11 protein-coding genes are annotated in these 12538 nt (G+C 69.4%); 6 read left to right on the forward strand and 5 right to left on the reverse strand.

The window, feature by feature from the left end:
- Both ABZS37_RS14675 and ABZS37_RS14680 read right to left on the reverse strand, forming a co-directional pair.
- A partial coding sequence (locus ABZS37_RS14675) for an MDR family MFS transporter (protein ID WP_355169057.1) occupies positions 1–1705 on the reverse strand: 1705 nt, incomplete at its 3' end.
- Positions 1702–2169: a MarR family winged helix-turn-helix transcriptional regulator gene (locus ABZS37_RS14680; protein WP_355169059.1), complete on the reverse strand. Its 468-nt coding sequence runs from the start codon at positions 2167–2169 to the stop codon at positions 1702–1704. The genes ABZS37_RS14680 and ABZS37_RS14675, both read right to left, overlap by 4 nt.
- A gap of 110 nt (positions 2170–2279) precedes the next feature.
- Between ABZS37_RS14680 and ABZS37_RS14685 the strand changes: the two genes are divergently transcribed.
- From ABZS37_RS14685 to ABZS37_RS14710, 6 genes are all read left to right on the forward strand, one after another.
- Positions 2280–2900 (forward strand): TetR family transcriptional regulator, encoded by a 621-nt coding sequence (locus ABZS37_RS14685; protein ID WP_355169061.1) that lies wholly within the window; start codon positions 2280–2282, stop codon positions 2898–2900.
- A 177-nt stretch (positions 2901–3077) separates the two neighbouring features.
- On the forward strand, positions 3078–4649 hold the full coding sequence (locus tag ABZS37_RS14690; protein ID WP_355169063.1) for an MFS transporter: 1572 nt from the start codon (positions 3078–3080) through the stop codon (positions 4647–4649).
- 71 nt (positions 4650–4720) lie between these two features.
- On the forward strand, positions 4721–5701 hold the full coding sequence (locus tag ABZS37_RS14695) for an AsnC family transcriptional regulator (RefSeq protein WP_355169065.1): 981 nt from the start codon (positions 4721–4723) through the stop codon (positions 5699–5701).
- A 275-nt stretch (positions 5702–5976) separates the two neighbouring features.
- The gene (locus tag ABZS37_RS14700; protein WP_355169067.1) at positions 5977–7155 is read left to right on the forward strand and encodes a ThuA domain-containing protein; all 1179 of its coding nucleotides are present in this window, start codon (positions 5977–5979) and stop codon (positions 7153–7155) included.
- A gap of 86 nt (positions 7156–7241) precedes the next feature.
- Positions 7242–10064, forward strand: a complete 2823-nt coding sequence (locus ABZS37_RS14705; RefSeq protein WP_355169069.1) for a PQQ-dependent sugar dehydrogenase — start codon at positions 7242–7244, stop codon at positions 10062–10064.
- A 145-nt stretch (positions 10065–10209) separates the two neighbouring features.
- A complete protein-coding gene (locus ABZS37_RS14710; RefSeq protein ID WP_355169071.1) occupies positions 10210–11130 on the forward strand; it encodes an NAD-dependent epimerase/dehydratase family protein in 921 nt (306 codons plus the stop codon).
- 14 nt (positions 11131–11144) lie between these two features.
- Here ABZS37_RS14710 and ABZS37_RS14715 read toward each other — a convergent pair whose 3' ends face one another.
- The 3 genes from ABZS37_RS14715 to ABZS37_RS14725 form a co-directional block, all read right to left on the reverse strand.
- Positions 11145–11630: a GNAT family N-acetyltransferase gene (locus ABZS37_RS14715; protein ID WP_355169073.1), complete on the reverse strand. Its 486-nt coding sequence runs from the start codon at positions 11628–11630 to the stop codon at positions 11145–11147.
- Between the two features lie 21 nt (positions 11631–11651).
- Entirely contained in the window at positions 11652–11855 is a 204-nt protein-coding gene (locus tag ABZS37_RS14720) for a hypothetical protein (protein WP_355169075.1), read from the reverse strand.
- A 226-nt stretch (positions 11856–12081) separates the two neighbouring features.
- Positions 12082–12522 (reverse strand): VOC family protein, encoded by a 441-nt coding sequence (locus ABZS37_RS14725; protein ID WP_355169077.1) that lies wholly within the window; start codon positions 12520–12522, stop codon positions 12082–12084.
- Between the last annotated feature and the right edge of the window lie 16 nt (positions 12523–12538).

Raw genomic sequence — 12538 nt, forward strand, 5'->3', positions numbered from 1 at the left:
CTCGGCCAGCTCGTCGACGGCGTCCAGATTGGAGCCGATGTCGTCCCGGATCGCGGTGTGCGGGCAGCAACCGGTCTCCTGTTTCGTCCCGCTCGGCGTCGACGTGCACCTGGTCGAAGGCGGGAGCGCCGTCGATCGCGTCGGCGGCGACGGCCGTCGACGTGGCGGCGTCCGGTAGGTCGAGGCTGGTCCGCAGGGTGATCGGCTTGAGCAGAAGTGCGGCGATCACGCCGACGACACCGATGGCGGCGGAGATGAGGAAGATGTGTCCGGTGGCGTCACCGTACGCGGCCCGGACAATCTCCTGGATCCCCTCGGGCAGCGCGGTGATGTTGAGGTTGCTGTCACCCGCGCTGGCAGAGGCCGGGATCCCGGCGGCGGCGAGGTCGTGGGTGATCTGGTCGCTGACCCGGCGGGCGAGGACGGCGCCGAGGACGGAGACGCCGATGGTGCCACCGAGCGACCGGAAGAACGCGACGCTGGAGCTGGCCGCGCCGATGTCCTTGAGCGAGACCGTGTTCTGCACCGCGAGAACGAGGTTCTGCATGGTCATGCCGACACCGACGCCGACGATGAACATGGCGGCGCCGACCAGGACGAGCGACGTCTCGTGGTCGATGGTGCCGAGCAGGGCGAACCCGGCGACGAGGAGGATCGAGCCGGTGACGATGTACGGCTTGATCTTTCCGCTCTTGGTGATCAGCCGACCGGCGACGATCGAGGATCCGAGGACCCCGGCCATCATCGGGATGGTGAGCAGGCCGGCCTCCGTCGGGCTGTAGCCGCGGCCGATCTGGAAGTACTGGCCGAGGAAGACGGCGCCGCCGAACATGGCCATGCCGACCGCGAGGCTGCCGAGGATGGCCAGCGCGGTGGTGTGCTGGCGCACGATGCCGAGCGGGACGACCGGCTCGGCCGCGCGCGATTCGACCCAGACCGCCAGGGCGAGCAGGACGATCGTGCCGCCCACCATGGCCGCTGTCTGCCAGGAGGCCCAGGCGAACGAGCTGTCGACGAAGGAGATCCAGATCAGCAGCAGGCTGACACCGGCGGCGATCAGGCCGGCCCCGAGGTAGTCGATCTTGACGTTCTCGCGACGCGCGGTGGGCAGGTGCAGGGTGGCCTGGAGCAGGATCAGCGCGATGGCGGCTACCGGCACGCCGACGAAGAAGCACCAGCGCCAGCCGAGCCAGGACGTGTCGACGATGAGGCCGCCGAGCAGCGGGCCGCCGACGGTCGCGACCGCCATGACGCCACCGAGGTAGCCGTTGTAGCGGCCCCGCTCACGCGGCGGGATCATGGCCGCGATCGCCACCTGGACGAGGGCCTGCAGACCGCCGACCCCGATGCCCTGGAACGCGCGGGCGGCGATGAGCTGGCCTGCGGTCTGCGAGAAGCCGGCAATGACCGAGCCCAGCAGGAAGACCACGATGGCGACCTGGATGAGGATCTTCTTGTTGAACAGGTCGGCCAGTTTGCCCCAGATCGGGGTGGTCGCGGTCGCGGTCAGCAGGGTCGCGGTGACCACCCAGGTGTACTGGTTCTGCGAGCCGTTGAGCGATCCGATGATCTTCGGCAGCGCGGTCGAGACGACCGTGCTGCTCAGCATCGCGACGAACAGCACCAGCAGCAGGCCGCTGAGCGCCTCTAGCGTCCGCCGATGGGTCATCGGCTCAGCGCCGGCCGTGATGGTGGGTGCGCTCATCGCGCGGCCTCCAGGTTGTCGTGGTTTCCAAGGGCGACCTCGATGTCGCCGGCGAATCGGCCGAGGGCGGCGCTCAGCGCCGTCACCTCGTCGGGAGTCCAGTCGGCGAGCGCTCGCTCGAGCAGCTCGCCGTACCAGCCGTGGCTGCCGGCCAGGGCTTCCCGGCCGGCCGGGGTGACCGCCAGGAAGGTCGCCCGCTTGTCGGTCAGGTCGGGCCGCCGCTCGACCAGGCCGTGCGCGACCAGCGCCGTGACGGAGCGGCTGACCGTCGACGGGTCGAGCCGGGTGTGATGGGCCAACTCGCGGGCGTGGCAGCCGCTGGGGACCTGATCGATCTGCACGAGCATGCCGAGCAGGCCCGGCGGTATCGCCGGACGCTCTTCGGCCCGGCGTTGCCTCAGCAGCCGAACGGTTCTGACCAGGTCGTACAGGCGAAGCCCGAGTTCACTAACACCGTTGTCCACGTCCGCCCCACACACATATGTTGGTTGCCCCAAGCAAGCATCTACCGATCTTGCCCAACAGGCAAGTTTGCGCATTGAGAAGTCCGTCACCCGCACGTACCCTCTGTGCGATGGACGAGACCACCGGGCTGCGGGAGCGCAAGAAGGCGGCGACCCGCCTCGCCCTGCATGAGGCCGCCCTGCGCCTCGTCGCCGACCAGGGGTTCGACGCGGTGACGGTCGAAGCGATCGCCGACGCCGCCAACGTCTCCCGGCGGACCTTCTCCAACTACTTCTCCAGCAAGGAACAGGCGCTCTTCCACGGCGACACGGTGCGCCTGCACCGGCTGTTGCAGTTGATCCGCGAACAGCCCCTCAACGAGCCGCCGTGGACCGTGCTGAGCCGAGCAGCCGAACGCCTCACCGCGGAGATGTTCGGCGGTTCTGAGCCCGCCTGGCTGGGCCAACGCCGGAAACTACGCGGGCAGCCCGGCCTGGCCCCCCTTCAGGTGGCGGCGTACGCCGCGATCGAGCGCGAGCTGGCCGCAGAACTCGCCCACCGGCTCACCGACGCCGACGTGGCACTGCGCTCCCGCCTCCTGGCCGCGACCTTCCTGGCCATCCTGCGGGTCGCCGTCCAGCACTGGATCGAGCACCCGGGTGATCCGCTGCTGAAGACCGTCCGGACCGCGCTCGCCGAAGCCGCTCCCGTGGCGACCCTCGGGAGCCACCGGACCATCGCCGACACCTAGCCCGACCGGGTCGGCCGGGCGTCGCTGAGCCGATCAGGGTGTCGGAAAGCGCGGCGCCACAGGGCCCGCATGTCGGTATTCCGGGATTCGGCGCGATCGGCTGGCGGTGCGCCTCAACCGCACGGATGCTGGCTCGTCGGCCGGGCACCGGGTCCGCCGAAGAGGAGCTGCGCGTAGATGGCAACCACGAATAAGGCGTCGGGAGACCGGCTCGGCGCGACACTGGTCATGGCATGTCTGGGGGTTTTCGTCGCCTATCTGCCCGTGACGACAGTGTCGGTGAGCCTGCCGGCGATCCAGCGCGGGCTGGACGCGTCGACCGCCGACCTGTCCTGGGTGTCGGACGCCTTCGTCCTGCCGATGGCCGCCCTCATCCTGACCGCCGGCGTCTTCGGTGACGTGCACGGGCGCAAGAAGGTGTTCCAGGCCGGCCTGCTGTTCTGCGCGATCGGCGCGGCCGTCGCGCTGTCCGCACAGTCGATCGCGATGGTCTGGGTCGGCCAGGCGCTCGCCGGCGTGGGCGCGGCCGCTCTGCTACCCGCCACGCTGGCGCTCATCAGCCACGCCGTGCCGGACCCGCGCAAGCGCGGCCGGTACATCAGCCTCTGGGCCACCTCCCTGATGCTCGCCCTCGCGCTCGGCCCGCTGCTGGCCGGGGCGATCCTCGAGCATGTGTCCTGGCGCTGGATCTACCTGCCGGCCATCCCGCTCGCGCTGCTCACCGCACTGATCGCCATTCCGCTGGTGACCGACTCGCGGGCGTCGGGCAAGCGGCACCTGGACTGGCCGGGCCAGATCACCGCGGCCCTCGCCATCGTCGCCCTGGTCTTCGCCGTCATCGAGGGCGGCGCCGGCTCGTTCACCGACCCCATCGTCCTCCTGGCGTTCGCCGTGGCCGCGCTCAGCCTCGCCGCGTTCGTCGTGATCGAGCAGCGCAGCGACTCACCGATGCTGAGCCCCGCCCTGTTCGCCAGCCGCGGCTTCAACGCCACCGCCGTGATCGCCATGGTCAGCTTCATGGGTGTGATCGGCAGCATCTTCGTGCTCAGCCTCTACCTCGGCCTGGTCCAGCAACTGTCGACCATGGAAGCGGCGCTGCGGCTGCTGACCAACACGGCAGTGCCGGTCGTCGTGGGGCCGCTGATCGCCCGCCTCATGCACCGCGTGCAGGTGCGCTGGCTGCTCGGCGCCGGCCTGCTCATCTCGGCGGTCGCGCTGTTCTTCCTCAGCACCGTCGACGCCGACACGTCGTTCGGGCAGCTGAGCTGGCGGCTCGCGTTGTTCGGCCTGGGCCTCGGCGCGGTGCTGACCCCGATGACCGCGACCGCGGTCAGCTCCGTGCCGTTCCAGCTGGCCGGCATGGCAGCCGCGGGCAACAACGCGTTCCGCCAGGTCGGCGGCGCGCTCGGCCCCGCCGTCCTGGGTGCCCTGCTGACCAGCAGGGCCGCAAGCTCCCTGCCGGGACACCTCACCGACGCCGGAGTCAGCGGTGACCGCCAGCAGGTCGCCACCACGGCGATGGGCGACAGCGGTTTCCAGGCGGTCGCCACCGCCGACTACGGCACTCAGCAGGACGGCGTGCAGAACGCCCTCAACAACGCGTTCCTCGACGGCTTCCAGCTGTCCCTGACGGTGTCGGCCACGCTGATGCTCATCGCCGCCCTGGCCGCGGTCGTCCTGCTGCGCCGTCCGCGCCCGGTACGCGACCCACAACCTGCGGCCCCGCTACCAGAGACCGTGTCGGCCTGAGCTCACCCAACCGAAGGACGGCGGCGTCACCGGCTTCTACGCTGGTGACGCCACCGACGATCAGGAAGACCGTGCCCCCTCCCCTGGACCACCTCGACCTGCAACTGCTGCAGGCCCTGCAACTCGACGGTCGCGCCCCGTTCAGTCGGATCGCCGCCGTCCTCGGCGTCTCGGACCAGACCGTCGCCCGCCGCTTCCGACGCCTGCAAACCCAGGCCGGGCTGCGTGTGCTGGGCATGACCGACGAAAGCCGGGTCGGCCGCTCCAACTGGATCGTCCGGCTGCGGTGCACCCCGGACATGTCCGAACGGCTGGCCGACGCGCTCGCCCGCCGCCCGGACACGTCGTACGTCGCGTTGATCTCCGGCGGCAGCGAGGTGGTCTGCGAGATGAGGCCCCGTAGCCCCGCCGCCCGGGACGAACTGCTGCTGGGCCGGCTACAGCGCACCCAGCGGGTGATCGGGTTCAGCGCACACTGCCTGTTGCACCGCTTCTACGGCGGCCCCCTCCGCTGGCTGCAGAAGGCCAACGCCCTCACCACTGAGCAGGAGGCGGCGCTGCGCCCCCCGCCGGTGGAGGCGGCACCGGGCACCGTCACGGTCGACGAGACCGACGAGGCGCTGCTCGCCGCGGTGTTCCGGGACGGCCGGGCCACCCTCGCGGACCTGCAGACAGCGTGCGGCCAGTCCGAGGACGTGGTGCGACGCCGCCTGGACCGGCTGCGCGGCAGCGGCGTCCTCTACTTCGCCGTGCAGTACTCCCCGGAACACGTGGGCCGCGAGATCGGCGCGATGCTGTGGCTGACCGTGGCGCCGTCCGCGCTGGCCGCGGCCGGGCATGCGCTCGCCGCGCACCCGGAGGTGGAGTTCGCCGCCGCGGCCACCGGCCAGACCAACATCATCGCGGCCGTCCGCTGCCGGGGCACCGAGGAGCTGTACGCGTACCTCAACGACAAGATCGGCGCGCTGGACGGCATCCGCACCGTCGAGACCGCGCTGATGCTGCGCCAGGTCAAACAGTTGGCACTCGTACCGCCAGCCGTCCTGGGCTGAGGAATCCCGCTGGGCTCTTCCAGCCTGTGGTAACCGACGAACGCGGGCTTGACGGAGCGTAGACATCGGAGGTTTACTGCGTCAGCGATACAAGTCGATGCGCTCCGACCGTCCACACTGGGCTGTCAGGGTGTTCGACACCACCGCACCACCCCGCACCATCTCAGCCGAGCATCGGCGGCCCGGCTCCGTACCACCGCCAACCCGGCCCCCGGCGAGCCCGCACGCCAGTGACGCGCACGCCCGGGGTCGACGCTCAGCAGAGGAGCAAGAGCATGCGTTCCCGTCCCCGTTTGTTGGCCCTCGTCACCGGCCTGGCCGTGTTGCTGGCCACCCTGGTAGCCCTCCCGGCTCCGGCCTCGGCGGCACCCCTGACCAAGGTCCTGGTGTTTAGCAAGACCGCCGGTTTCCGCCACTCGTCCATCCCGACCGGCATCGCCGCGATCCAGCAGCTCGGCACCGCCAACGGCTTCAGCGTGACCGCGACCGAGGACTCCGCCCAGTTCACCACCGCGAACCTGGCCCAGTACCAGGCGGTGGTCTTCCTGTCGACGACCGGCGACGTCCTCAACGCCACCCAGCAGACCGCGTTCGAGGCGTACATCGCCGCCGGCGGCGGGTACGTCGGTGTGCACGCCGCCGCCGACACCGAGTACAGCTGGCCGTGGTACGGCGGGCTGGTCGGTGCCTGGTTCGACTCGCACCCGGCGATCCAGTCCGCCACCGTACGGGTCGAGGACCGGACGAACCCGTCGACCGCCCACCTGGGCGACACCTGGGTCCGCACCGACGAGTGGTACAACTACCGCACCAACCCCCGGTCGAGCGTGCGGGTCCTCGCCAGCCTCGACGAGTCGTCGTACAGCGGCGGCAACATGAGCGGCGACCACCCGATCACCTGGTGCAAGGCCTACGGCGGCGGGCGGGCCTGGTACACGGGCCTCGGGCACACCGAAGCGTCCTACAGCGACTCGAACTTCACCCGGATGCTGCTCGGCGGCCTCCGTGTCGCCGCAGGCGCCGTGACGGCCGACTGCTCGCCGCGCACCACGACCCCGCCGCCCAGTGGCTCCAGCCTGCGGGCCCGCGCCAACAACCAGTACGTCAGCGCGCCCAACGCCACGACCGCGCTGATCGCCAACCGCAGCGCCGTCGGCACCACCGAGCGCTTCGACCTGGTCGACCTCGGCAACGGCAACGTGGCGCTGCGCGCCAAGGGCAACGGGCAGTTCGTCGCGGCTGAGAACGCCGGTGCTGCCGCGCTGATCGCCAACCGGGCCACCGCCGGCGCGTGGGAGACGTTCCAGCTCGTGCGCAACTCCGACGGCACCGTGAGCCTGCGGGCAGTGGTGAACAACCGGTACGTCGCCGCCGAGAACGCCGGCGCGGCCGCGTTGATCGCCAACCGGACCTCCATCGGTCAATGGGAGAAGTTCGACCTCGTCACCGGCTGACCGCTCGCCGGTCGACTCTTCACCACCCCTCCTGGCCGTGGTGCGCCCCCGCACGCCCGGCCCCCGATCGTCGAGGAAGGACGATCATGCTCTCGTACCCCCGGCGTTGGCCCCGGGTCCTCGTCGCGGCGGTCACCACCGTCGCGAGCGTGACCCTGGCTGTTGCCGCACCATCCCCCGCCCAGGCAGCGGTCATTCCCGCCTCCGACTATCAGCAGGTCAAACTCGCCACCGGCTCAGCCGAGCTGGGTGAGGCCATGTCCCTGGCCGTCCTGCCCAACCGCTCGGTGCTCCACACCGCCCGCAACGGCGTCCTGCGGGTCACCGACGTGGCCGGCAACACCAAGGTCTCCGGCACCCTGTCCGTCTACACCCACGACGAGGAGGGGTTGCAGGGCGTCGCCGTCGACCCCAACTTCGCCTCCAACCGGTGGATCTACCTGTACTACTCGCCCACGTTGAGCACCCCGTCCGGGGACGCCCCGACCACCGGCACGTCGTCTGACTGGGACCGGTGGAAAGGGCACCTGCGGCTGTCCCGGTTCACCCTCAACAGCGACGACACGCTCAACCTGAGCAGCGAGAAGATCGTGCTCCAGGTCGCCAACGACCGTGGGCAGTGCTGCCACGTCGGCGGTGACCTGGACTTCGACGCCGCCGGCAACCTGTACCTGACCACCGGCGACGACACCAACCCTTTCGAGTCATCCGGCTACGCGCCAATTGACGAACAGACCAACCGCAACCCGCAGTTCGACGCCCAGCGCTCGGCGGGAAACACCAACGACCTGCGGGGCAAGCTGCTGCGGATCAAGCCACAGACGGACGGCACGTACACCATCCCGTCGGGCAACCTGTTCGCCCCCGGCACGTCGGGCACCCGCCCGGAGATCTACGCGATGGGCATGCGCAACCCGTTCCGGATGAGCGTCGACAAGGCGACCGGCGTCGTCTACCTCGGTGACTACGGCCCCGACGCCGGGTCCACGAACTCCAGCCGTGGGCCCTCGGGTCAGGTGGAGTTCAACCGCATCACGGCACCGGGCAACTACGGCTGGCCGTACTGCACCGGCGACAACACCAGCGTCGAAACATACAACGAATACACGTTCCCGTCCGGGCCGTCGCAGTCCAAGTACAACTGCACGGGTGGGCCGACCAACAACTCGTTCCGCAACACCGGGCTCACCACCCTGCCTGCGGCGAAGGCGGCCTGGATCAAGTACGCCGGTGACTCCGGTTCGCCGTCGGAGTTCGGCAGCGGCTCGGAGTCGCCGATGGGCGGCCCGGTCTACCGGTACGACGCCTCGCTCAACTCCAGCATCAAGTTCCCGGCGTCGCTCAACGGTCAGTTCTTTGCTGGCGAGTACGGCCGGCGCTGGATCAAGGCGATCGCGGTCAACTCCAACGGATCCCGGGGGGAGATCTCCAACTTCCCGTGGAGCGGCACCCAGGTCATGGACATGGCCTTCGGCCCGGACGGCGCGCTGTACGTGCTGGACTACGGCACCGGCGCGAACGACCAGGCGCTCTTCCGGATCGAGTACATCGGTGGTGGCAACCGCAGCCCCATCGCGGTCGCGTCGGCGAACCCCACCTCGGGGGCCAACCCGCTGACGGTCAACTTCTCGTCGGCCGGCAGCTCCGACCCGGAGGGTGGTGCGCTGAGCTACCTGTGGACGTTCGGCGACGGCACCACGTCGACGGCGGCCAATCCCACCAAGACGTACACCACGAACGGCACGTACTCCCCCACCTTGAAGGTCACCGACCCGACCGGCCTGTCCGGCACGGCGAGCCTGGTCATCACCGTGGGCAACACCGCCCCGACGGTGACGCTCAGCACGCCCACCAACGGGCAGCTGTTCAACTTCGGTGACACGGTGTCGTACCAGATCAGCGTGAGCGACCCGCAGGACGGCACGATCGACTGCGCCAGGGTGAGCCTCACCTACGCGCTGGGTCACGACAGCCACGCCCACCAGATCACCTCGAAGACCGGCTGCAGCGGAACGATCACCGTGCCCACCGACGGTGAGCACGACGCGGCGGCCAACATCTACGGCGTCTTCGACGCCGCCTACACCGACAACGGCGGGCTCACCACGCACAGCATCAAGACCCTGCAACCGAAACACCGGCAGGGCGAGCACTTCGGCGCCCAGTCCGGCGTCCAACTCGCCGACCACCCCAGCGCCGAGGGTGGCCGCACGGCCGGGTTCATCGAGAACAACGACTGGATTTCCTACCAGCCGTACCACCTGGCCAACGCGACCCGGTTCACCGCTCGGGTCTCCTCGGCCGGTGCCGGCGGCACCATCGAGGTACGCGCGGGATCCGCCACGGGCACCCTGCTGGGCACCGTCACCGTGCCGGTGACCGGTGGCTGGGACACCTTCACCGAGGTGTCCGGCGCCATCACCAACCCGCCCGCCGCGACGACCACGCTGTACCTGGTGTTCAAGGGCGGGTCCGGCAACCTGTTCGACGTCGACTCGTTCACCTTCACCACCGGCACCAGCGGCGGCGTGATCAGCCTGCGGGCGCAGGTCAACAGCCAGTACGTGTCGGCTGTCGGCGCCAGCCCGCTGATCGCCAACCGGGCCACCATCGGGACGTCCGAGCAGTTCGACCGGGTCGACGCCGGCAACGGCACCATCGCCCTACGCTCGCGCGCCAACGGCATGTACGTCTGCGCCGAGAACGCGGGCGCCGAACCGTTGATCGCGAACCGCACGACGATCGGACCGTGGGAGACCTTCCAACTCGTCACCAACTCCGACGGGAGTGTCAGTTTGCGTGCCCTGGCCAACAACCAGATCGTCGCCGCCGAGAACGCCGGGGCGGCGGCACTGATCGCCAACCGTACGGCGATCGGGGCCTGGGAGAAGTTCACCCTGACCGGCTGACGGGGTCGGTGGGCCCGGCCTGAACAGCGACCAGGCCGGGCCCACCGACGTCGGTTTGTCGCGAAGAACAAGCAATGATCGGTGCCCGGCCGGTGGCGACGATCGTGACTTGACAAGCAACAGTCTCCAGAGTGGACGATACGGCGTGAGAATTCTCGTGGTGGGTGGCAGTGGTCTGATCGGCGCCCATGTGGTGGACGTGCTGCGCGAGCGAGGCCATACGGCGACCACGGTGGCGCGTACGGCCCGTCCGGGTGTCGACCACCTGCTCGACGTGGAGTCCGCCTCGATCGACGAACTGCGGCCGCTGCTCGCCGGTCATGACGGCGTGGTCTACGCCACCCGCACCGACGAGCAACGACCGCTGCCCAAACCGATCTACCCGGCGTTCCGCCGGGACAACGTCGAACCGGTGGTACGCCTGTTCACCGCCGCCCGCCGGGCAGGGCTCACCCGCGGGGTCGTCATGGGCTCGTACTACACCTACTTCGACCGGCTGCATCCGCAGTGGCGACTCGCAGAGCGTCACACGTACATCCGCTGCCGCCTGGAGCAGGCCCGGGAGGGACGGGAGGCCGCCGGGCCGGAGCTGCCGGTCGCCGTACTCGAGTTGCCGTTCGTCTTCGGTCGGTCCGGCGATCGGCTGCCCAACTGGTCCGGGCCGCTCGACCGGTGGGCGCGCTCTCGTACACCCTTGGTTGTTCCCACCGGTGGGACCGCCGCAGCGTCGGCGCGCAGCGTGGCCGACGTCGCCGTGGACGCTCTGGAGCAGGCGAGCGGTGCGGACATCCCGGTCGCCGACGAGAATCTCACCTGGAACGACATGATCGCGCGCATCGCCGAGGCGGTCGGTCGACGTCGCCGGGTTGCCCGCCTGCCGGCCGGCGCGGCGAAGGCCGCCCTCCGCCTCGGCGGCGCGTTGCAGGCACTCGGCCGCAAGGAGTCGGGCGTCAATCCCGCCTACGTCGCCGACCTCCTGCTGGCCGATCTGTTCATCGAGCCGACGACCGGCCGGTCGCTGGATTCGGCCCTGCGCGAGACCTTCCCCGACACCGGAGCTTCCTAGCCCTCACGTGCTCGTCAGGATGGCCGAGCGAGGTAAGCGGTCTTGACGTCGGCCGAGAACCCGCAGGCCCGGTAGAAGGCGTGGGTCGCGGGGTTGCGCGAACCCGTCATCAGCATCGCCTTGTAGCAGCCCGCATCCCAGGCGGCTTGAAGTGTGCCGGCCATGATCTGCCTGCCGAGACCCGTGCCTCGCCGCGACTCCTCGACGACGACGTTCTCGATGACGGCGTACGGCGATGCGGATCGGGTGAGGTTGGGGATCACGTTGAGGTACGTCGTGGCGACGACGACCCCATCCAGTTCGAGTACGAAGAGATGCAGCGCCGTCGAGCCCAGGATCTGCTCGAAAGCCGTTGCGTCAGACCCGTCGCGGAGAACCGGATCGTCGGGGTTCAGTTGCCGGTAGAGGCGGATGATCTGCTCGAAGTCGTCAGAACGAGCCGCACGGAACATCTCCGCAGCGTACCCAAGACGCCGCGCCTCCGCGTGACCCGGCGGCACTGGTGCGACGCTCCGGTGTCGCTAGCGGCCGGCGTCTCGCACGCTGCGGTACACCACGGTGATGGCCAGAAAGAGGGCCCCAACGAGCACGATGGTGATCGCGGCATTGACCACTACCGGCAGATCCTGAACCAGGTACTGCTTCACATAGTTGCAGCCGAGGATGACGACGAGGTAGACCCACCAGGGCGCCCACTTGCCGTTCTGTTGTTCTTCCGCCCTCACGGAACGACCTCCTTCGGTGTGGCCCCGACCCGCCGATGGCGGCCTCGGCACCGCGGACCGCGAATCGATGCTGCATCCACCCTGACCCAGACGATCGGCCGCGCCAGTGCGCGGCCCGCACACTGCGCCGGCAAGATCCGCACAACGTCAGGGATGTAGGGGTATCCGCCGCCCGCGAGGCCCCTACATCCCTGACGTTGCTGCCACGGCGGACCGCAGGTGGCCCTCAGCTGAGCTGTTCGGCCAATCCGACGATGATGCCCTCGGGGCCGCGGACGTAGCAGAGCCGATAGATGTCCTCGTACTGCTCCAGCTCCCCGACGAGTTCGGCCCCATGCCGACGCAGGCGGGCAATGACGTCCTCGATGTCGTCGACCGCGAACATGATGCGACGAATGCCCAACGTGTTCGCCGGTGCATCCTTCGGCTCGGCGCTGATCGCCGTCGGCGTGTGGAACATCGCCAGCTCGACCTTGCCATGGCCGTCCGGGGTCCGCAGCATCGCGACGTCCTGCCGGACATCATCGATCCCGATGACCCGCTCCACCCACCGTCCCTCGACTGCCCCCCTGCCCTCCAGCTCCATGCCAAGTTCGACGAAGAACGAGATGACAGCGTCAAGGTCCTCGACAACGATGAGGACGTTGTCCATCCGCTGGATCGCCATGCTGGATCTCCCTGGT

It is taken from the genome of Micromonospora sp. NPDC005413, from assembly GCF_040606435.1.
Classification (GTDB): Bacteria; Actinomycetota; Actinomycetes; order Mycobacteriales; family Micromonosporaceae; genus Micromonospora.

What these genes read in the sequence shown, in the direction of transcription:
- ABZS37_RS14685 (WP_355169061.1), top strand. Translation starts at nt 2,280, where the DNA reads ATGGACGAGACCACCGGGCTGCGGGAGCGCAAGAAGGCGGCGACCCGC.
- ABZS37_RS14690 (WP_355169063.1), top strand. Translation starts at nt 3,078, where the DNA reads ATGGCAACCACGAATAAGGCGTCGGGAGACCGGCTCGGCGCGACACTG.
- ABZS37_RS14700 (WP_355169067.1), top strand. Translation starts at nt 5,977, where the DNA reads ATGCGTTCCCGTCCCCGTTTGTTGGCCCTCGTCACCGGCCTGGCCGTG.
- ABZS37_RS14705 (WP_355169069.1), top strand. Translation starts at nt 7,242, where the DNA reads ATGCTCTCGTACCCCCGGCGTTGGCCCCGGGTCCTCGTCGCGGCGGTC.
- ABZS37_RS14725 (WP_355169077.1), bottom strand. Translation starts at nt 12,522, where the DNA reads ATGGCGATCCAGCGGATGGACAACGTCCTCATCGTTGTCGAGGACCTT.